Here is a 20,858-nt window from a genome sequence, read left to right as displayed (position 1 = left end):
TCACGATCTGCCCCGAAGGGCGGGGTCGGGACCGCCGGGCGACACTGCCCGGCGGCCAGCTTCGACAAACTCAGGCGCAGGCGTCCAGCTCGGGCGGATTGCCCTCGCTGGGGCGGTAGCCCGAGGCGCCGACGTTGTCCTGGAGTGCCTTCTCCCAGGAGCCGTCATCGATCATGGCCTGGAGCAGCTCGTTGACCTTGGTGCAGAGCTCGACGTCACCCTTCTTGAGGCCGACGCCGTAGCGCTCCTCGGAGAACGGCTGGCCGACGACCTTGAGCTTGCCCTCGTGCTGCGGCAGCGCGGCGTAACCAGCGAGGATGATGTCATCGGTGGTCACGGCGTCAACGTTGCCCGACAGCAGCGCCTCAACGCACTGGGAGTAGCTGGTGTACTCCTGAAGCTCGACGTCCTGGGCGTACTCGTCCTTGACGCGCTGGGCCGGGGTGGAGCCGGTGACTGAGCAGAGCTTGCGGCCCGCGCTCAGCGACTCCGGTCCGACGATGTCGGTGTCCTCGGTGCGGACCAGCAGGTCCTGACCTGCGATCAGGTAAGGACCGGCGAAGGAGACACGCTCCTTGCGGGAGTCGGTGATCGAGTAGGTGGCGAAGATCAGGTCGACCTGACCGGCTTCGATCATGTTTTCGCGGTTGGCCGAGGGGGACTCAATGAACCGGATCTGGTCCTCGCTGTAGCCCAGGCCCTGAGCGACGTACCGTGCGACGGCGACGTCGAATCCGGTGTAGTCGGCGCCTTCCTTCATGCCCAGACCGGGCTGGTCATACTTGATGCCGATGTTGAAGGTGTCCTCAGAACTGCAGGCTGCCAGTGACACGGCCAGCGCGGCGACGGCTACCGCAGCCATGATCTTGCGTACGAACTTCATGATCTCTCCTTGGATGGTGGTAATGGGAGGTCAGTGGGTGAGGATCTTGCCGAGGAAGTCCTTGGCGCGAGCACTTTGGGGGTTGTCGAAGAATGCTTCCGGCTCGGATTCCTCGACGATCTGGCCATCAGCCATGAAGACCACCCGGTTGGCGGCCTTCCGGGCAAAGCCCATCTCGTGGGTGACCACAATCATCGTCATGCCACGCTTCGCGAGGTCGACCATCACGTCGAGCACCTCGTTGACCATCTCCGGGTCGAGAGCCGAGGTGGGCTCGTCGAAGAGCATCACCTTGGGATCCATCGCCAACGCGCGGGCGATGGCGACACGCTGCTGCTGACCACCCGACAACTGGGCCGGATACTTCTGGGCCTGGTTCGCGACCCCGACCCGCTCCAGCAACTCCATCGCGCGCGCCTCGGCATCCTTCTTGGACTTGCCGCGGGCCTTGATCGGGCCCACCGTCACGTTCTCGAGGATCGTCTTGTGGGCGAAGAGGTTGAAGGACTGGAAGACCATGCCGACGTCGGCGCGCAGCTTGGCCAGTGCCTTGCCCTCTTCGGGCAGTGTCTTGCCGTCGATGGTGATGGTGCCGTTGTCGATCGTCTCGAGCCGGTTGATGGTGCGACACAGCGTCGACTTGCCCGAACCGGAGGGGCCCACCACCACGACGACTTCGCCGCGGCTGATGCTCAGGTTGATGTCCTGCAGCACGTGGAGGTCACCGAAATGCTTGTTGACGCCTTCCATGTGGACAAGCGGCTGCTGACTGCCTGCATCCGCGTTGTCGACCGGTGCCGGCTGAAGGGGGTCCGAGCTCATGTCGGCGACTCTAGGGGTTGCGCGGCGCAGCGTGGCCACAAAAACGTAACAATTAGGCGTCAGATTCGAGGTGAGCCCCGCCGCGACTCAGTAGCCCCGAATGCCCCAGCTTCCCTGCCAATGGGCCCCCGGTTCCAGAGTGATGAGACCGGCAGCGACCTGCCCACCGTTGAATCCGTCGGGTCCGCAGGTCATCGGTTCGATCGCCAACCACTGCCTATCCTCGGAGGTGTAGACCTGACTCCAGTCGAAGCCCGCGCCGGCCCAGATCTCGGTGCGACCCTGCGGGGTGTCGAGCCTCGCGGTCCACACCCCGTCGTGGGTGGCGAGCCCGGTGTAGGCCGTGTCGAGGGTGCGTGCACCGAGCGGCTCACCGGCCCGCAGGTCGACATCGCCCGTGACGGGTGCCAGTTCGATCGGCAGCAGTCGTTCGGCGTCGACAACCAGGTACTGATCCGCGGGCAGCGAGAGGCTGGAGTGGTCCAGTGAGGTGTCACCGACGGCGAAGTAGGGGTGTGCGGCGTACCCGAACGGCACGGTGACCGAGCCGATGTTCTCGGCGCTGACCTCGATGCGGAGGCCCTCATCGTTGACGCGGTGTCGCACGCTCAACACCAACGTGCCTGGCCAGCCCTGCTGCGGCCGCAGGACGTGTCGCTGGCTGACCGTTTCGGCGGTGTGCTCCAGCAGAGTCCAGTCCGGCCAGTTCACCAGCCCATGGAGCGCCGTGGCCCGATCCGGCTCGCTGATGGCGAGCTGTTGGGTGGCGCCGTCGTGCTGCCACCGGCCGTCGCGGATTCGGTTCGGCCACGGCATCAACTGCATGCCTTGGTAGGCCTGCGGCACCTGGTCCTCGCCGAACCCGTTGATGATCGGTCGCCCGGCGACGGCGTACGCCCGCAGTGTCGCGCCCTGTTCGGTCACCACGGCTGCGTGGTCGCCGTGACTGATGGCGTACTGGGCGCCGGTGGGGCGGGGGTCGGGGCTCGCGACGGCGGGAGATCCGGATGGGGTGGAAGCCATGGCTGTCAGCCTAGGGGCCGCCGAGGCGGGGTCGCTGGCAGGTGCGCGGTTTCGGCGTTCGGAGGCCATCAGGCGTATCGTGTCGGCGATGTCTTCCACGGTCATTTCCCCACAACCCGGCCCGGCCGCCGGGTCCAGCGACGTGCCCCGCAGTTACCGCGTGGTGACGTACGGCTGCCAGATGAACGTCCACGACTCCGAACGGATCAGTGGACTGCTGGAGGAGGCGGGCTACGTCCCCAGCCCCGATGACGACGCGGATCTGGTCGTCTTCAACACCTGCGCGGTGCGTGAGAACGCCGACAATCGGCTCTACGGCAACCTGGGCCACATTCGTCCGGTGAAGGATGCCCGGCCCGGCATGCAGATCGCCGTCGGCGGGTGCATGGCGCAGAAGGACCGTGACGTCATCGTCGATCGGGCGCCGTGGGTCGACGTCGTCTTCGGCACCCACAATGTCGGCTCACTGCCGGTGCTCCTGGAGCGCGCCAGGATCGAGCAGGCTGCTCAGGTCGAGATCAAGGAAGCACTGGAGGCATTCCCTTCCGATCTGCCGACCCGGCGCGATTCGGCGTACGCGGCCTGGGTCTCGATCAGCGTGGGCTGCAACAACACATGCACCTTCTGCATCGTGCCGGCGCTGCGCGGCAAGGCGGCCGACCGCAGTCCCGATGACATCCTCGCCGAGATCCGTGCACTGGTGGCTGAGGGCGTCCAGGAGATCACACTGCTGGGCCAGAACGTCAACGCCTATGGGACCGGCTGGAATCCTGATCGGGCCCGCGACCGCGGTGCGTTCGCCAAGCTGCTGCGCTCCTGCGGCGAGATCGAGGGGTTGGAGCGTGTTCGCTTCACCTCTCCGCACCCCAAGGACTTCACCGACGACGTCATCGAGGCGATGGCGCAGACCCCCAATGTGATGCCACAACTGCACATGCCGCTGCAGTCCGGTTCCGATCAGGTGCTGCGCGCCATGCGGCGTTCCTATCGCAGCGAGCGCTATCTGGGCATCCTGGATCGGGTACGCCAAGCGATGCCGCATGCCGCCATCACCACCGACATCATCGTCGGATTTCCCGGTGAGACCGAGGAAGACTTCCAGGCGACCCTGGACGTGGTGGAGCAGGCACGGTTCAGCGCGGCCTTCACCTTCCAGTATTCGATCCGCCCCGGTACGCCGGCGGCCACCATGGAGGACCAGATCCCCAAGGAGGTCGTCACCGAGCGTTACCAGCGGCTGGTCGCGCTGGTCAACGAGATCGCCTGGCAGGAGAACCGGCAGCTGATCGGTCAGGAAGTCGAGGTGCTGATCGCCGACGGTGAAGGCCGCAAGGACGCCGAACGGAACCGCATCAGCGGTCGGGCACGCGACAACCGTCTGGTCCACCTCAGCCTCGCCGAGGGGGAGCAGCCGCCGCGTCCGGGCGACATCGGGACCGCTGTCATCACCTCAGCGGCTCCCCACCACCTGATGGCCGACGGCGGACTGACATCGGTGCGGCGCACCCGCGGCGGCGACGCTTGGCAGGCGCGGCGGGAAGCGCCCGCTGCACCTTCGGTCGGACTCGGCATGCCCACCATCGGGCAGCCTCCCGCAGCGCCGCCCGCACCAGCCTGCGGCTGAGGCTCAACCCGGAGAACAAGAAAGGGATCCGTGCCAGGCACGGATCCCTTTCAGTAGCGACGGCCAAGAGCCGCCGACAAACTCACTGCTGGCCGAAGCCGCCCTGCTGCTCCTGGCCGCCGAAGCCGCCCTGCTGCTCCTGGCCGAAGCCAGGCTGCTGCTCCTGCTGCTGGCCGAAGCCAGGCTGCTGCTCCTGCTGCTGGCCGAAGCCAGGCTGCTGCTCCTGCTGGCCGCCGAAGCCGCCCTGCTGCTCCTGCTGGCCGCCGAAGCCGCCCTGCTGCTCCTGCCCGAAACCGGGCTGCTGCTCCTGCTGCTGGCCGAAGCCCTGCTCCTGCTGGCCTTGGTCCTGGTCGAAGCCACCCTGCTGCTGGGCCGGATCGGCCTGCTGCTGAGCCTGCTCCTGCTGCTGGTCGAAGCCACCCTGCTCCGGGGCGGCCTGCTGCTGAGGTGCGCCCTGTTCCTGGGGCTGGCCCTGGTCCTGAGGCTGGCCCGGCTGCTCGGTGCCGAGCTGGTCGCGCACGAAGTCCTGTCCCTGCCCAACCTGGTCCGCATACTTGTTGTCAGTGCGCTCGTTGATCGTCTCGCCGAGCTTGTCAGCAGCCTGGTTGACCTGCTCGCTGTGACCCGAGGCCGCGTCCTTCATCTTGTCAAAAATGCCCATGATGAACCTTCCGATGTGGTGTTCCCGGATGGGATTGGGTCCCACTATTCCAGTGTGGTGAGATCGTTCTGCAGCGGGGGGGTGATGGCCCCCTTTCGCCTGACCACCGCCGACCGAGACAAGGAGGGAATGTGGAGGACAGCCCTCAGGTGCCCGACCCTGTAGACAAAGCCTTTCTGTGTGGCAGTCCCACGGTCGTACTGAACGGTGCGACCGCGACGGGCAAGTCCAGTCTGGCGGTGTCGTTGGCGGTGTCGTTGGCCCAATCCGGGCATCGGGCCGAGGTCGTGAACACCGACTCGATGCTGGTCTATCGGGGCATGGACATCGGCACCGCCAAACCCTCGGCGGCCGAGCGGCGGGGGATCCCGCACCACCTCATCGACATCTGGCCGATCACGCGGACCGGCACGGTCGCCGACTTCCAGGAGCTCGCCCGCACCGCGGTGGCCGACTGTCGGTCACGCGGGGTGATCCCGATCCTGGTCGGAGGATCCGCCCTCTACGTCCGCGCCATCGTCGACCACTTCGACTTCCCCGGCACCGATCCCCACGTGCGGGCCCATTGGGAGGCCGAGCTGGAACGCCGCGGCGCCGCCGATCTGTACGCCGAGCTGGCGCGTCGTGACCCGGAGGCTGCGGGGCGAATGGAGCCGAGCAACGGCCGGCGTACGGTCCGAGCATTGGAGGTGTTGGACCTGCGCGGCGCGATGAGCGGACAGCTCCCCGAGCCCGCCTATGCGCTGCCCGACGTCGTGCAGCTGGGTGTCCGGATGCCGCGGGAGGTGATGGATGCCCGAATCGAGGCGCGGGTCGGCCAGATGTGGCGCGACGGATTCGTCGAGGAGGTACGCCGGCTGGAGGCCGATGGCCTGCGGGACGGAGTCACGGCAAGCCGGGCCATCGGCTACCGCCAGGTGTTGGACCACCTCGCCGGCGAGTATGACGAGGACATGGCCCAGGAGCGTACGATCATCCGGACCAGGCAGTTCGCCCGGCGCCAGTTGTCGTGGTTCCGGCGGGATGACCGCATCATTTGGTTGGATGGTGCAGGTGAGCAGGCAGAGGGTGTGGCCGGCGCGGAGCTGTTGACCCAGGCGCTGGAGGCGCTGCGGGACTGGCGCCCCGAAGTCTCGGGCTCGCCACACTGACCAGCCTTTCCTACTTTCCTTTGAGCACCGGAACCACGAACGGAGACCGTATGCGTAGCTGGGAGTTCGCCAAGGGGCACGGCACGTTGAATGACTTCGTGCTGCTGCGCGACCGGCACGGGATGATGGACCTCGATGCCGGCACGGTGCGCTTCCTGTGTGACCGCCGGGCCGGGGTGGGCGGCGACGGACTGCTGCGCGCCATCAAGGCCGAGCACGTCCCCGAATGGGACGGCGATCCGGATGTGTGGTTCATGGACTACCGCAACGCTGACGGCTCGGTGGCCGAGATGTGCGGCAACGGCGCCCGGGTGTTTGCCCGCTACCTGTGGGAGGGCGGCCTGGCTTCCACACCGTTCGAATTCGGCACGCGCGCCGGGCTGCGCCGCGCCGAACGCGTCAGTGGCGGCCTGATCCGGGTCTCGATGGGCCCGGCAACGGTGGGGGCGCCGGCCACCGCGACGGTGGCAGGCGTGACGTATGCCGGCACCCGCGTCGACGTTGGCAACCAACACCTGGTCTGTGAGGTGGATCCAGCGGTGTTGCCCACGCTGGATCTGACCCAGCCGCCGACCCTGGGTCCGGCCGAGGACTTCCCGGCCTCGGCCAATGTGGAATTCTTCCACCGGGGTCCAGGCGAGGCCTTGACCATGCGGGTCCACGAGCGCGGCTCGGGAGAGACGCTGTCCTGTGGCACCGGCACTGTTGCGGTGGCTGCCGCTGCAGCTGCGCACGACGGTGCGGGATCGGTCACGGTCCACGTACCCGGCGGGGACCTGCAGGTGGAGGTGAATGACGGTGAGGCCTTCCTCACTGGAGGCGCCACCATCGTCGCGACCGGTACCGTGCAGGTGCCCGGCAAGGCCTCCTACCAGCTGGACTGAGGGCATCCGCTCGTGTTCGGGGGCGGCGTACGCCGACGGCACGAATAAAGCTCTTGGAGAGCGGCCTCGCTGGTGGGATGATGGACGGCAATGATGAACTCTGTGCCGCAGTGGGAAGCTGACGACGACCAGTCGGCCGCGCCCACCTCAACCACTCTCGCCGAGGACGACGACTTGGAGGTCCGCTCGTGGACCATCGAGGCCTCGGATGCATCCGAGGCCGACGTCGACTACGACGGTGACCAACAGGACCTCGCCGACCGCCACTCGTTGCGCCGCGTCATCGGCCTGCGTACCGAACTCGAGGACGTCACTGAGGTTGAATACCGCCAGCTCCGGTTGGAGCGTGTCGTGTTGGCCAGCGTCTGGACCACGGGCACCCAGGCCGACGCCGACAATGCCATGGCCGAGCTGCGCCTGCTCGCCGAGACGGCTGGATCCGAGGTCCTCGAAGCGGTTGTCCAGCGTCGTCAGCATGCCGACCCAGCCACGTACATCGGCCGTGGCAAGGTGGCCGAGTTGGCCGGTCTGGTCGCCGAGCTCGGCGCGGACACGATCATCTGCGACGGCGAGCTGAGCCCGGCGCAGCTGCGCAACCTCGAGGACCGCACCAATGTGAAGGTGATCGACCGGACCTCCCTGATCCTCGACATCTTCGCTCAGCACGCCCGCAGTGCCGAGGGCAAGGCACAGGTCGAACTGGCCCAGCTGCAGTACCTCAAGCAACGGCTGCGCGGCTGGGGCGGCAACCTGTCCCGGCAGGCCGGTGGTCGAGCTGCCGGCGGCGCTGGTATCGGTGGCCGTGGCCCCGGTGAGACCAAGCTCGAGACTGACCGGCGCCGGATCAACACCCGGATCTCCCAGTTGCGCGCCAAGCTGCGCACCCTGGATGCGACCCGCGAGACCAAGCGCGCCAACAGGCATCGCAACCAAGTGCCCTCGGTCGCGATTGTGGGTTACACCAATGCCGGAAAGTCCTCCATCCTGAACCGGCTCACCGGTGCCGGGGTGCTGGTGGAGAATGCGCTGTTCGCAACCCTGGATCCGACCACTCGCCGGACCCAGACCGCCGACAGCCGCGACTACACCCTGACCGACACCGTTGGTTTCGTTCGCCACCTGCCCCACGACCTGGTCGAGGCCTTCCGCTCCACCTTGGAGGAATCGGCCCAGGCGGACCTGCTGCTCCATGTCATCGACGGGTCCGATCCGGATCCGCTGGGTCAGCTGCAGGCCGTACGCACGGTGCTGGAGCAGATCGACGCCGCCCAGATCCCTGAGCTGATCGTCTTCAACAAGACCGATCTGGCCGATCCCGCCGCGCTCACCACGCTGCGGACCCAGTATCCCGACGCGGTCTTCGTGTCGGCGCGGACCGGCGCCGGCATCAACGAGTTGCGTCAACGGGTCGAGGCCGCGCTGCCCACCCCGCAGGTGGAGCTCACCGCATTGGTGCCCTACGAGCGCGGTGATCTGGTGGACCGCGTGCACCGACACGGCCAACTGCTCACCTCGGAGTACACCGAGACTGGCACCTTGCTACGGGCACGGGTGCACGAGGACCTCGCCGATGAGTTGGCACCTTTTCGACAGCAGGACTGAACTGCCGGACCGGCCCGAGCAGACCAGCTAGGCTGCGCTGTCATGGGTGCAGACGGCCGGGACGACGACGTGGCGGCTGAGCAGGGTACGCCGACGCACCGACAGGCCCTGGCGGCGGCCGTCGACGCGATCGGTGGCCAGCCCCGACCCGGACAGCAAGCGATGGCCGATGCGGTCAGCCACAGCCTGACCAGCGGTGAACACCTGCTGGTCCAGGCCGGCACCGGCACCGGCAAGTCGCTGGGGTATCTGATTCCGGTGATGGCCCACCTGCAGGACCATCCTGACGAGCGGGTCGTCATCGCCACCGCGACGCTGGCGCTGCAGGCGCAGCTGGCAGCCAAGGACATCCCGGCCGCCTCGGCCGCGTTGGCGGCGACCACCGGGCGCGAACCACGTACCGCAGTGGTCAAGGGACGCAGCAATTACGCCTGCCTGCTGCGGGTCCGCGACGGCGTCGCCGAGGAACAGGCAACCCTGATCGGAGCCGACGAGGTGGCCGAGACATTGCGGCCGTCCGAGACGTCCTCGCCAGAATCCGGGCTGGCCTCGGAGGTGTTGGCGTTGCGCGCCTGGGCCGAGGAAGAACTTGAGGCCGACGGGCTGGCCGACCGAGACGACGCACCGGCCCACGGCCCCAGATCCTGGGCACAGGTGTCGGTGCCGGTGCGGGAGTGCCTTGGCGCCACCAATTGCCCCTACGGCGAACAGTGCTTCGTGGAGAAGTCCCGCGACCGGGCCCGGCAGTCCGATGTGGTGATCACCAACCACGCTCTGCTGGCGATCGATGCGTTGCATGGCCACACCGCGCTGCCCGAGCACACCGCCGTCGTGATCGATGAGGCCCACGAGTTGGTGTCGCGGGTGAGCGGCGCGGCCTCGGCCGAGCTCAGTCCGCAGATGATCGAACGCACCGGACGGCGCAGCGTCAACTTCAGCGAAGACGATGAAGCCAGCCTCAACTATCTGGAGTCGGCCGACACCCTCCGGCAGGCGCTGGAGGGGGCGAGCCTGGAGCGGGTCCGGGATGACAGCGAGGGGATCGTCACCGCCGCGGCGGCCGTACGTGACGCGGCCCGCGCGATGCTGAGTGCGATGGGTTCCAAGCCCGCCAGTCCGCCGGAACAGCGGCAGGCCGCCGCCGCGGTCAAGGAGATCTTCGACGTCGCCGAGCGGTTGGCAGGGCTGGCCGATGCCGATGTCGTGTGGGTGAGTGAGCGGGAACGGTTCGGCCGACAGCTCAACGTGGCGCCGCTGTCGGTGGCCGGATTGATGCGTACCGGTGTGTTGTCGGAGGCGACCACGGTGCTCACATCGGCGACGCTGCAGCTGGGCGGTCGGTTCGAGGCCGTTGCCAAGTCGATCGGGCTGCGCCCCGACGAGGAGGTGCGCGGCGCTCCTGCGGAACCAACCGGGGGCGACGACGACCTGCGCTGGCGCAGTCTCGACGTCGGTACGCCCTTTGACTACCGCTCCCAGGGCATCCTCTATCTCGCGTCCGGGTTGCCCCGGCCCGGTCGAGACGGCACCAGCCCGGAGACCCTTGCCGAGGTGGCAGAACTGGTGTGGGCGGCCGGCGGGCGTACGTTGGGGTTGTTCGCCTCCCAGCGCGCCGCCGAGGCTGCCGCCCGTCACGTACGCCAGGAGCTCCCGGCGCTGACGGTGTTGTGCCAGGGCGAAGCGCACTTGCCGGAGCTCACCCGTCGATTCGCCCAGGAGCCCGAGACCTCACTGTTTGGCACCGTGTCGTTGTGGCAGGGCGTGGACGTGCCGGGCGACACCTGCGAACTGGTCATTATCGACAAGATTCCGTTCCCCCGCCCTGATGACCCGCTGATGCAGGCCCGTCAGGAGGCGGTCGAGCAGGCTGGCGGCAACGGCTTCATGGCGGTCGCAGCCACCCATGCAGCGCTGCTGTTGGCGCAGGGTGCGGGCCGATTGATCCGGCGGCACTCCGACCGGGGCGTCGTGGCCGTGCTGGATCCGCGGCTGGCGACGGCGCGCTATGCCGGCTTCTTGCGCAAGTCAATGCCCGACTTCTGGGCGACCCAGGACCGCGAGGTGGCCATCGGTGCGCTACGCCGCCTCACCGAGGACCACCGCCGCAAGAACGGCCCGGGCAGTTGACCAAGCCGTGGGCCTGACGGCGAGTCTCAGACTCGCCGCAGCACCGCCACCACCTTGCCCATGATCGAGGCATGGTTGCCGTCGATGGGGTCGTACGCAGGGTTGTGGGGGAGCAGCCAGATCTGGTTGCCGTCCTTCTTGAAGGTCTTGACTGTGGCCTCATCGTCGAGCAAGGCCGCCACGATGTCGCCATTCACCGCGGTGGGCTGCTGTCGCACGGCCACCCAGTCGCCGTCACAGATGGCCGCGTCGACCATCGAATCGCCCTTGACCTCCAGCAGGAAGACCGTGCCGTCGCCGACGAGCTGCTGGGGGAGCGGGAAGACGTCCTCGATGCGTTCCTCGGCCAGGATCGGGCCACCGGCGGCAATCCGACCGACCACGGGCACGTTGACCGGCGTCGGGGCGGCGTCGCCACTGTCGGTCGGGTCATAGTTGTCCTCGACCGGGTCGTGGTGGGCCGGCAGCCGTGGCGTCTTCTCGACGGTTTCGGGCAGCAGCACCTCCAGGGCGCGCGGCCGGCGCGGGTCGCGGCGCAGGTAGCCCTTGGTCTCCAGCGCCTTGAGCTGGTGGGAGACGCTCGACGAACTCGCCAGGCCGACCGCGTCGCCGATCTCGCGGATGGACGGCGGAAAGCCACGCTCGTCAACGGTGTCGCGGATCACCTGGAGCATCCGCAGCTGCCGCGGAGTCAGGCCGCGACGGCCCGAGTTGGGCAGCGACACGACGGTGCCGCCGAGTTCGGAGCGGATGCTGTCGTTGGAGGGCCGGCCGGGTCCGCGGTGGGGCGCGGCGACCTTCTTCTTCCGGCTCCGCTTCGGCGCGGACGGTTGCGCGCTGTCGCTTGCCGGGTCGTGCGCGGGCGTCTTCGGATCAACCATGACAGCACCGTAAGGCCACCTCCTGACGGAATCAAACATCTGTTCGAGTGTGTCGCAAAAAGGCCGCTCCGGGCACGCGGTCGTGGCTGTTGGTGCCAGGGGGTGCGACACGCGGCGAGAAATGTACGCGCAGGACTTGCGTTGGATTCGAACGTTTGTACGATAGCCAGTATCGAACAGGTGTTCGAGCATGCTCGTCCTTGAGTGTGCGCGTCTTTGAGCATGCACGCCTGTGAGAGGGATCTGGTTCGGGTGGGGTGGCCACCGCAGGGAGTCGGTCTGAGGAAAAGTGTCAGACCCCCTCTGCAGGATCAGTCCCAGTCGAAGTTCACGTCGCCGGGTCGGTGCCTGACGGCAGGAGAGAGGAAGCAGGACATGGCTGCAATGACGGTGGAGTTTCGGGCCGAGGTCGAGCGTCGGGCTGGTGTCGGTCGGACCGACACGCGTGGTCGTCGGGTCCGCTCCGGTGCCGGCGTGCGCCCGGTGTCGGTCGCGCCTTCGCGGCGGCCGGCCGGTGTGGGTCAGGTCGCGGTCCAGGCCCGGGCCTGTTCGGTGGCGGTTCCGGTGCGCCCGGTGCGCTGGCGCTTGAATGAGCGCGGTATGGCCCTGGTGATGGGTCTGTTGACCGCCTTGGTTCTCAGCGGCCTCGGTGTCGTGGTGGCGACTCTGTGGCAGGCGTCCAACCCGATGTGACCGTTCTCCGGGTGCGTGCGCGTCGACGTGGGGCGTGGTGGGGTCGTCGCAGAAAGCGAACGGCCCCGCAGGCGAACCTGCGGGGCCGAGGCTGACGACTCAGGGGTCAGTTGGTCTCGATGACGTGGGTCTTCATGATCTTGTCGGCGAAGGTCTGGCGCTCCTGGTCCCACAGCGGGAAGAGCCAGCCGATGTAGAGGGCAAGGGAGTCCAGGTAGTGGCAGATGTCGCGCACGAAGGCCATCAGGGGGCCGATGGGCTGGCCGTCGTTGGCGCTGACGAGCTTGATGTTGGCGACCTTGCGGCCGATGGTCTGGCCGGTGGTGCCGCCGAGGTACCAACGGTTGTAGATGCCCCAGCCGAGCAGGGCGAGGTAGGTAACGATGTTGATCAGGCTGCCGGCGGTGTCACCGACGGCGGTGCCGATGCTGACGAGGATGCCGGCGACGACGCCGGGCAGGATGGCGTCGACGAGGTAGCCGAGGACGCGCTTGCCCCAGCTGGCGTAACGGGCCGGGCCGGCCGGGGTCATCGCTCCGCCGGCGTACGGGGCGGGGCTGGCGTAGGAATCCTGGCCGCCGTAGGGCGCGGGGGAGCCGGCGGACTGCGGGTACTGCTGCTGGCCGGCGTAGGGGTCCGACTGCCCAGCGTAGGGATCCTGCTGGCTGTACGGGTCCTGCTGGCCGGCGTAGGGGTCCTGCTGGCCGTAGGGATCCTGCTGGCCGTACGGGTCTTGCGAGGCGTTCGGGTCGTAACCGCCCTGGTTGTAGTTGCTCACGCGATTGCCTTTCTCAACAGTCGTCAGCTCCAGATTCTAGGGGGACAGGGTGCTCAGATGCGATCACCACGGCGGTTTCAATATGGACACGCGGGTGTCGAAGCCCCTCTTGTGTCTTGTGTCGGACAGGCGTAGTCTCCCTACATCTAGTGGTTACACGCATGTGATTCCTCCACAGGTTGTGGTTGGTTCTCAACAGGCGGGGGCCGCTTACCCACAGGTTCTCCACAACTCCACCCACAGAAGTTCATCCGGTTCGGACCGCCATCCGACCACGGACGCCCGCGAAGGAGGGATCATCATGCATTGCCCGTTCTGCCACAACACCGATTCTCGGGTCCTCGACTCGCGGGTCCTCGACGACGGCTGCAGCATCCGTCGGCGCCGCCAGTGCCCGGCCTGTGAGCGTCGGTTCACCACCATCGAGCAGATGCAGATGGTCGTGGTGAAGCGCTCGGGCGTGGTCGAATCGTTCAATCGGGACAAGGTCATCTCGGGCGTCCGCAAGGCCTGCAAGGGTCGGCCGGTCGACGACGACCAGTTGGCCCGACTCGCGCAGCAGGTCGAGGAGTCGTTGCGCGCCAGCGGGCAGTCCGAGATCCCCGCAGAAGAGGTGGGGGTCGCGATTCTGGGCCCGTTGAGCGAACTCGACCCGGTGGCGTACCTGCGATTCGCCAGTGTCTATCGCCACTACGAGAGTGTCGATGACTTCGCTGCTGAGATCGACCGGATGCGACAGAGCCTCCAACCGACCTCCTGACCGTGACTCGTCACGGCCGCCCGATCAAACTTCACACTCACAGACATCCACCACCCGCAGACATTCACATCCCCTCAGAACACAGCAAGACACCAGAGCCAACCAGGGAAGGCAAGACATGACCGACACCAGCCGCGCCACGCGTCGCACCAAGAAGCCCGCGGGCATCACCGTCGAGCGGATCTTCAGCACCGAGGGCGTCCACCCCTATGACGAGGTCACCTGGGAGCGCCGGGAGGTCGTCCAGACCAACTGGAAGTCGGGCGATGTCGTCTTCGAGCAGTCCGGTGTGGAGTTCCCCGACTTCTGGTCGCTGAATGCCACGACGATCGTCACCACCAAGTACTTCCGCGGTGCCCTCAACACCGAGGCCCGGGAGAGCAGCCTCAAGCAGCTGATCGACCGCGTCGTGAAGACCTACCGCGCTGCCGGCGAGGAGCACTCCTACTTCGCCACCAGCGAGGATGCCGAGATCTTCGAGCACGAGCTGACCTGGCTGCTGCTGCACCAGTACTTCAGCTTCAACTCCCCGGTGTGGTTCAACGTCGGCACCAAGTCGCCCCAGCAGGTGAGCGCCTGCTTCATCCTGTCGGTCGACGACTCGATGGACTCGATCCTCAACTGGTACAAGGAAGAGGGCTTCATCTTCAAGGGCGGCTCCGGCGCCGGCCTGAACCTGTCCCGGATCCGCTCCTCCAAGGAACTGCTGAGCTCGGGCGGCACCGCGTCGGGCCCGGTCTCCTTCATGCGTGGTGCCGATGCCTCGGCCGGCACCATCAAGTCCGGTGGCGCCACCCGCCGCGCCGCCAAGATGGTCGTTCTGGACGTCGACCACCCCGACATCGTCGAGTTCGTCGAGACCAAGGCGCGCGAGGAGGACAAGATCCGTGCCCTGCGCGACGCCGGCTTCGACATGGACCTCGGTGGCACCGACATCACCTCGGTGCAGTACCAGAACGCCAACAACTCGGTGCGGGTCACCGATGAGTTCATGACCGCGGTCGAGGACGGCAAGGACTTCGGCCTGCGTGCCCGGATGGACGGCTCGGTCATCGAGACCGTCGACGCCCGCGAGCTGTGGGACAAGATCGCCAAGGCCGCCTGGGAGTGCGCCGACCCGGGCATCCAGTACGACGACACCATCAACGCCTGGCACACCAACCCCGAGAGCGGGCGGATCACCGCATCCAACCCGTGTTCGGAGTACATGAGCCTGGACAACTCCTCGTGCAACCTGGCCAGCCTCAACCTGCTGAAGTTCCTCGGCGAGGACGGCCAGTTCGACGCCGACCTGTTCGTCAAGGCCGTCGAGGTCATCATCACTGCGATGGACATCTCGATCTGCTTCGCCGACTTCCCGACCGAGGCGATCGGTGAGACCACCCGCAACTTCCGTCAGCTCGGCATCGGGTACGCCAACCTCGGCGCCCTGCTGATGGCCACCGGCCACGGCTACGACTCCGAGGGGGGCCGCACCCTGGCCGCCACGATCACGTCGCTGATGACCGGTACGGCGTACCGTCGCTCGGCTGAGCTGGCCGGTGTGGTCGGTGCCTACAACGGTTACGCCCGCAACAGCGAGGCGCACCAGCGGGTGATGCGCAAGCACCAGGCTGCCAACGACACGGTCCGTCCGATGTCGGACATGGATGCCCCGATCCATCAGGCTGCGGCCAAGGAATGGGCTCAGGTCGTCGAGTTGGGTGCCAAGAATGGCTTCCGCAACGCCCAGGCCTCCGTGCTGGCCCCGACCGGCACCATCGGCTTCATGATGGACTGTGACACCACCGGTGTGGAGCCGGACTTCTCGCTGGTGAAGTTCAAGAAGCTCGTCGGTGGCGGCTCGATGCAGATCGTCAACAACACCATCCCGGCTGCTCTGACCAAGCTCGGCTACAACGATGAGACCATTGAGGCGATCGTGGAGTACATCGCCGAGAACGGCCACGTCGTTGATGCGCCGGGGCTGAAGCCGGAGCACTACGAGGTCTTCGACACCGCGATGGGTCAGCGCGCCATCAAGCCGATGGGTCACGTGCGGATGATGGCTGCGGTGCAGCCCTTCCTGTCCGGTGCCATCTCCAAGACGGTCAACCTGCCCGAGACCGCCACGGTCGAGGAGATCGCCGATGTCTACCTGCAGGGCTGGAAGCTCGGCCTCAAGGCGCTCGCGGTCTACCGCGACAACTGCAAGGTCGGCCAGCCGCTGTCGGACGGCAAGAAGAAGGCCGCACCGGTGGCGGAGGAGAAGGCGGTCGAGACCATCGTCGAGTACGCCCCTCGTCGCAAGCGGCTCCCGAAGTCCCGCCCCAGCGTGACCACCTCCTTCTCGGTGGGCGGCGCTGAGGGTTACCTGACCTCGGGTTCCTACCCCGATGACGGTCTGGGTGAGGTCTTCCTCAAGCTCGGCAAGCAGGGCTCGACCCTGGCCGGCGTGATGGACGCCTTCTCGATCGCGATGTCGGTGGCGCTGCAGTACGGCGTGCCGCTGGAGACCTACGTCTCCAAGTTCATGAACATGAAGTTCGAGCCGGCCGGCATGACCGACGACCCCGACATTCGGATCGCCTCCTCGCTGATCGACTACGTGGTGCGGCGCTTGGCGCTGGATTACATGACCTTCGAGCAGCGTTCCGAGCTCGGCATCTACACCGCCGACGAGCGGGCCCGTTACGTCGAGACCGGCCAGTACGTGCCGGCCGAGGACGAGCAGGAGTACGAGGAGCCCGCCGCACCGGTGGCCAAGCAGCAGCCGGAGCCCGAGGTGGAGACCGTCAAGGAGCCCGACGCCGCCGAGGTGGCTGTGGCCAAGGACGCGCCTGCCCAGGCCCACACCACTGCGGAGCTGCTGGAGTCGCTGTCGGGCAGCACCATTGATGCCCCGCTGTGCTTCACCTGTGGCACCAAGATGCGGCCCAGCGGATCCTGCTACATCTGCGAGGGCTGCGGCTCGACCAGCGGCTGCAGCTGATCCACACCGCTGATCTGAAGATCAGCATCGCTTCGCTGGCGGGTCCCTCCGGGGGCCCGCCAGTGGCATGTCCGGGGGAGCGTCCTGACGGTTCCTGTGTGCTGGGGGCGGTGGCACGAGCGTGAGAAACAGATCGGGCGGCCATCCCGATGGATGGCCGCCCGATCGTTCGTGCAGGAGAGAGGTCAGCCCCAGATGAGCGGGGCGTCGGGGTTGGTCAGGTCGACGTACGCGGTGACCTGGCGGGTCTGCTCACCATCGATGTAGCCGGGCTGGCCGTCGACGGTGGCGTCGGCGTACACGGAGATGGTGGTGCTGATGTCCAGCTCACCGTCGGTGCCCGACAGGACCGGCTCAGCGCCAGCAAACGGGTCGTTCTCGAGGGTGTAGCGCAGCGTGCTGAGGTTGGGGGAGACCCCGGACTCGGTACGCCAGCGGATCATCGGGCACGCCGAGGGGGCGAGCTCCTTGCTGGCCAGACAGCGGTCCAACTCGGCCTTGGCGCGCTCCACGACCAGGTTGCGGCCCTCCTCGCTGAGCTCGGCTTCGCCGGTCCACGAGGCGCTGCTCTGGGTCGGGTCGATGGTGAGCTGCCCTTCGGTGAACTGGACCCGGGCGTTGCCGGAGGTGACACCGTAGGTGAGCGGCAGCACGTAGTAGGTGCGGCCAGGTTCGATCTCCTGGCCCTCCAACAGCACCGGGAAGTCACTGTCGATGGTCAGCTCCACGAAGACGCCATCGACCTTCCATGCCTCGCCCTCGCGGACCAGGTCGTAGGTGACGGTGACGGGATTGCCGCCCTGATTCCAGGTGATGTCGACCGTGCCGCCGTCGAGCCGGCCGGTGCCACCACCGGTCAGCTGCGGCTCGCCCACCTCGAGGCCCTCGAGCGGAGCCCGGTCCAGGGCAGCCCGGACCACCTCGGGGTTGGTGACGGCCTCACCTTCCTCCGGGGGATTGGCAACGATCTCCAGCAACGCGCCGATGTCGCCACCAGCCAGCGCCTCGCCGAGCTTGTCCGCAGTTGCCGTGGCGTCCTCGGTCTGCTGCTGTTCAGCGGCGATGCGGGCTTCCTCGGCCCGCTGCGCTTCCTGCTCACGCTGATAGTTCTGGTAGCCGACCACACCGAAGATGATGGCGAGGACGACGATGACAGCGCCGCCGGCGATCAGCAGCCACTTCAGATTCTTCTTCTTGGGCTGACCGCCCGGTCCTTGCGGGCCACTGGGTCCGTGTGGGCCGGGGCCCTGCGGGCCACTGGGTCCTTGCGGGCCGGGTCCCTGACCCTGCCAACCGCCGGCACCGGCGTACGCCCCGCCCGGCGGCATGCTGGCGCTGCCCGGGCTGTTGGGTCCATACGGGCTGCCCTGGCTCTGCGGGCCATAGGGCTGACCCCCGGTCTGACCGAACTGCTGCTGGGGGCGATGGGGCCCCTGAGGTCCACCCGGGCCGCCGTAGGGCTGGCCGCCGGGAATGCCGCCTTGTTGATTGCTCATCTCACTCCTCGCACATTCTCACTGCTCAGTCTCTCACGGTCGTGGAGCCAGATCGGTTCCGCAATCGTGCGGTGTCGTCGGTGACGCAGTGGGATTCGCTCCGGATCCTGTGCGGGGGACGTAGAGTCGCAGCCGTGACCGATGCGCTCCAGGGATTCGTGACGATCGGTGTCGTCATCCTGGCCGGCGTGATCGCCGCGCAGTTCGGAGTCATCGACGATCGCGGCCAGCGCACCATCGCCAACGTCTCCTTCACGATCGGTTCGCCGGCGTTGCTGCTGGTGATGCTGGCCGATGCGGACCTCAAGACTGTTTTCGGCCCCAACTTGTTCGTCGCGTTCGGGTCAGTGGTCATCATGGTCGTGGTGGCCTGGCTGCTGTGCGGGCTGGTCTGGCAGATGCCCCGACGCGACCGGGTGATTGCCGCGATGCTGTCCAGTTATGTCAACGGCGGCAACCTGGGCCTGCCGATCGCGCTGTACGTGCTGGGTGATGCCGCCCTGATGGCGCCGGTGCTGCTGATGCAGGTGGTCTTCCTGCAACCACTGGGACTCACCCTGCTGGACCTGTCCCGGGCCCGGCGCGCCGGCCGTCGCCTGGGTTGGTGGAGCACCATCAGCCGCCCGGTCCGCAACCCGATGACGGTGGGCACCCTGCTCGGGTTGATCGTGAACCTCACCGGCATCACCTTGCCGATGCCGATCCTGGCGCCGTTGGAGTTGATGGGAAACCTGTCCGTGCCGTGTGCGCTGTTGGCCTTTGGCATTGCGCTGCGGCTCGGTCCGAAACCGGGCCTGGGTCCGCAGACCCCGATCGTGATGACGCTGGTCGCGCTGAAGCTGATCGGGCAGCCGTTGGCGGCGTACGGGTTGGCGGTCCTGATCGGAGCCAGCCCGGAGCTGACCCTGGCGGTGTGTGTGATCGCGGCGTTGCCGTCGGCCCAGAACGTCTTCATCATTGCCCAGCGTTACGACACTGCCACGGTGATCGCTCGGGATGCCGGGCTGTGGGGCACCTTGGGATCGATCGGTTCGATCCTGCTGGTCACCCTGTTGTTGGGATGACGGCGGGCAGGCCCAGCGAGTGAGCTGGCGCAGGTAGTCGACCTGACCGTTGATGTCGGCGATGGCGGCGGGGTTGACTCAGTTGGGTCGCAGATCCGCAGCGGTGCATTCGGGAACAACGAACCCCCGCGCCGGGACGCGGGGGTTCGGGTGGGAGTCGGGATCAGTCGCGACGGTGCACCAGCAGTACGCCGGCAGCGGCACCGGTGATGCCCAAAGCGATGAGGCCGGGCAGCATGTCGCCGGCACCCGTGCTGGGCAGGCCTCCCTCGGTGGCACGGCCGGTGTGGGTGGCTTCCGGCTGGGCATGCTGGGGCGCCTCGGGGGCGTCGCCGCGGGGCCCGGTCGACTCGGGCGCACTGGACTCGGGAGCGCTGGTCTCGGGGGTCTCGGGCGCCGGAGTGGCATCCTCGCCGTCAGCCTGGAGGACCGCCTCGGCCTGCTCGTAGACGTTGTCGCCCTCGAAGGCCATCACGATCCGGCTCTCCTCGTCGTCCCAACCCTGCGGCAGGTCAACGGTGAAGTCGAAGTTGCCCTCGTTGTCGGTGGTCGAGGTGCCCAGGGTCGCGATCAGGTTGCCGTCGGCGTCGCGCTGTTCGATGGTCACCTCGCGGCCGATGATCGCGTCGCCGTTGAGGTCGACCAGACGACCGTAGGAGCGCAGCCGGTCGCCGTCGACGAAGCCGTAGTGCGCAGCACCCTCACCGTCGCTGCTGACCAACTGCGTGGGGACCTTCGGCGGGGTCTCCGCGTCGACGTTCTGCTCAGCCTCGCTGGGCGAGGTGGGCGCAGTCGAGGGAGTGGTGGGCGCGTCCGTCGACTCGGGAGCCGGGCTGGACTCCTCGGCATCCGGGGCCGTCGGCGTGCTGGGGGCGGGGGTGCTCGGAGCGGGAGTGCTGGGGGCCCGGGTGCTCGGAGCAGGGCTGCTGGGGGCCGGCGTCGTGGCCTCGGGCAGTTCGGCGGGCAGAGCGATCTGATAGCTGATCGGGCTGGCATTCTCATCGCCGGCGTAGCTGATCTGCAGCGCGGTGGTGCCGGTGGGCAACTCGGCGGTGACGGTGTAGGAGCCGTCGGTGGCGGTGGTGGCGCTGCCGAGCCCTTCGCCGTCGGAGTCCTTGAGCTCGATGGTGCGCTCCGCCAGCGGCTGGTCATCGGCGGCGGTCTGCAGCTTGCCTTCGATGAGGGCCTGGCTGGCGGAGATCCGGTACGTCGGCGTACCCGAGCCGTCCGGGCCGGTCATCTCGGTCGGGGTGGCGGCCTGGGCGCCGAGCAGCGGGGCAACCGCGGAGCTGACGCCCGGCGCGACGAAGACACCCACATTCAGGGTCAGCACGGACAGGGCAATGGCGCCGGTGGCGAACATGGCTCGGGACATCAGACAAACACCTTCTTGCCGGGGAAGTGACGCTGGCGTTGGTGAGTCTGGTAGCTGCGTGGC

Annotated in this window: 17 protein-coding genes; 9 read left to right on the top strand and 8 right to left on the bottom strand. The window is 67.4% G+C overall.

Annotated features, from left to right (window positions below; all coding sequences use genetic code 11):
- Positions 1-70: 70 nt before the first annotated feature.
- The 3 genes from CGZ91_RS07345 to CGZ91_RS07335 all read right to left on the bottom strand — a co-directional run bounded on the left by CGZ91_RS07345 (position 71) and on the right by CGZ91_RS07335 (position 2,728).
- The gene (locus tag CGZ91_RS07345; protein WP_094453820.1) at positions 71-883 is read right to left on the bottom strand and encodes a glutamate ABC transporter substrate-binding protein; all 813 of its coding nucleotides are present in this window, start codon (positions 881-883) and stop codon (positions 71-73) included.
- Between the two features lie 30 nt (positions 884-913).
- Positions 914-1,633 (bottom strand): amino acid ABC transporter ATP-binding protein, encoded by a 720-nt coding sequence (locus tag CGZ91_RS07340; protein WP_229116518.1) that lies wholly within the window; start codon positions 1,631-1,633, stop codon positions 914-916.
- Positions 1,634-1,792: 159 nt separating this feature from the next.
- On the bottom strand, positions 1,793-2,728 hold the full coding sequence (locus CGZ91_RS07335) for an aldose 1-epimerase family protein (RefSeq protein ID WP_179229263.1): 936 nt from the start codon (positions 2,726-2,728) through the stop codon (positions 1,793-1,795).
- Between the two features lie 88 nt (positions 2,729-2,816).
- Between CGZ91_RS07335 and miaB the strand changes: the two genes are divergently transcribed.
- On the top strand, positions 2,817-4,352 hold the full coding sequence (gene miaB, locus CGZ91_RS07330; RefSeq protein WP_094449742.1) for a tRNA (N6-isopentenyl adenosine(37)-C2)-methylthiotransferase MiaB: 1,536 nt from the start codon (positions 2,817-2,819) through the stop codon (positions 4,350-4,352).
- Between the two features lie 82 nt (positions 4,353-4,434).
- Here the strand turns inward: miaB and CGZ91_RS07325 are convergent, their stop codons facing one another.
- Complete coding sequence (locus CGZ91_RS07325) at positions 4,435-5,013, bottom strand: antitoxin (RefSeq protein ID WP_094453814.1); 579 nt, start codon at positions 5,011-5,013, stop codon at positions 4,435-4,437.
- A gap of 131 nt (positions 5,014-5,144) precedes the next feature.
- Between CGZ91_RS07325 and miaA the strand changes: the two genes are divergently transcribed.
- The 4 genes from miaA (at position 5,145) to CGZ91_RS07305 (ending at position 10,777) form a co-directional block, all read left to right on the top strand.
- On the top strand, positions 5,145-6,164 hold the full coding sequence (miaA, locus tag CGZ91_RS07320; protein WP_229116482.1) for a tRNA (adenosine(37)-N6)-dimethylallyltransferase MiaA: 1,020 nt from the start codon (positions 5,145-5,147) through the stop codon (positions 6,162-6,164).
- A 50-nt stretch (positions 6,165-6,214) separates the two neighbouring features.
- The gene (gene dapF, locus CGZ91_RS07315) at positions 6,215-7,048 is read left to right on the top strand and encodes a diaminopimelate epimerase (protein ID WP_094453812.1); all 834 of its coding nucleotides are present in this window, start codon (positions 6,215-6,217) and stop codon (positions 7,046-7,048) included.
- A gap of 93 nt (positions 7,049-7,141) precedes the next feature.
- Complete coding sequence (gene hflX / locus CGZ91_RS07310; protein ID WP_094454146.1) at positions 7,142-8,650, top strand: GTPase HflX; 1,509 nt, start codon at positions 7,142-7,144, stop codon at positions 8,648-8,650.
- Positions 8,651-8,692: 42 nt separating this feature from the next.
- Positions 8,693-10,777 (top strand): ATP-dependent DNA helicase, encoded by a 2,085-nt coding sequence (locus CGZ91_RS07305; RefSeq protein ID WP_094449745.1) that lies wholly within the window; start codon positions 8,693-8,695, stop codon positions 10,775-10,777.
- A gap of 26 nt (positions 10,778-10,803) precedes the next feature.
- Here the strand turns inward: CGZ91_RS07305 and lexA are convergent, their stop codons facing one another.
- Positions 10,804-11,658: a transcriptional repressor LexA gene (gene lexA / locus CGZ91_RS07300; protein WP_094453810.1), complete on the bottom strand. Its 855-nt coding sequence runs from the start codon at positions 11,656-11,658 to the stop codon at positions 10,804-10,806.
- Positions 11,659-12,033: 375 nt separating this feature from the next.
- On the opposite strand from lexA, the gene CGZ91_RS07295 reads away from it, so the two are divergent.
- Positions 12,034-12,351 (top strand): hypothetical protein, encoded by a 318-nt coding sequence (locus tag CGZ91_RS07295; RefSeq protein WP_144276829.1) that lies wholly within the window; start codon positions 12,034-12,036, stop codon positions 12,349-12,351.
- Between the two features lie 106 nt (positions 12,352-12,457).
- Here CGZ91_RS07295 and CGZ91_RS07290 read toward each other — a convergent pair whose 3' ends face one another.
- On the bottom strand, positions 12,458-13,129 hold the full coding sequence (locus tag CGZ91_RS07290) for an RDD family protein (protein ID WP_094453806.1): 672 nt from the start codon (positions 13,127-13,129) through the stop codon (positions 12,458-12,460).
- 301 nt (positions 13,130-13,430) lie between these two features.
- Here CGZ91_RS07290 and nrdR point away from each other — a divergent pair, with 301 nt between their 5' ends.
- Both nrdR and CGZ91_RS07280 read left to right on the top strand, forming a co-directional pair.
- Entirely contained in the window at positions 13,431-13,889 is a 459-nt protein-coding gene (gene nrdR / locus CGZ91_RS07285) for a transcriptional regulator NrdR (RefSeq protein ID WP_094449749.1), read from the top strand.
- A 118-nt stretch (positions 13,890-14,007) separates the two neighbouring features.
- Positions 14,008-16,860 carry a vitamin B12-dependent ribonucleotide reductase gene (locus tag CGZ91_RS07280; RefSeq protein WP_094453804.1) on the top strand — a complete coding sequence of 951 codons (2,853 nt, stop codon included), beginning with the start codon at positions 14,008-14,010 and terminating at the stop codon, positions 16,858-16,860.
- A 185-nt stretch (positions 16,861-17,045) separates the two neighbouring features.
- On the opposite strand, the gene CGZ91_RS07275 is transcribed toward CGZ91_RS07280, so the two are convergent.
- Positions 17,046-18,356, bottom strand: coding sequence for a YfgM family protein (locus tag CGZ91_RS07275; protein ID WP_094453802.1), 1,311 nt, complete (start codon positions 18,354-18,356; stop codon positions 17,046-17,048).
- A 134-nt stretch (positions 18,357-18,490) separates the two neighbouring features.
- Here CGZ91_RS07275 and CGZ91_RS07270 point away from each other — a divergent pair, with 134 nt between their 5' ends.
- On the top strand, positions 18,491-19,420 hold the full coding sequence (locus CGZ91_RS07270; RefSeq protein WP_094453800.1) for an AEC family transporter: 930 nt from the start codon (positions 18,491-18,493) through the stop codon (positions 19,418-19,420).
- 163 nt (positions 19,421-19,583) lie between these two features.
- Here the strand turns inward: CGZ91_RS07270 and CGZ91_RS14255 are convergent, their stop codons facing one another.
- The gene (locus tag CGZ91_RS14255) at positions 19,584-20,795 is read right to left on the bottom strand and encodes a hypothetical protein (protein ID WP_179229262.1); all 1,212 of its coding nucleotides are present in this window, start codon (positions 20,793-20,795) and stop codon (positions 19,584-19,586) included.
- Positions 20,796-20,858: the final 63 nt, after the last annotated feature.

This window comes from Parenemella sanctibonifatiensis (assembly GCF_002250565.1).
Taxonomy (GTDB): Bacteria; Actinomycetota; Actinomycetes; order Propionibacteriales; family Propionibacteriaceae; genus Parenemella; species Parenemella sanctibonifatiensis.
The sequence above is the reverse complement of the archived record's forward strand: the minus strand, read 5'-3'. Positions and strand labels throughout refer to the sequence as shown.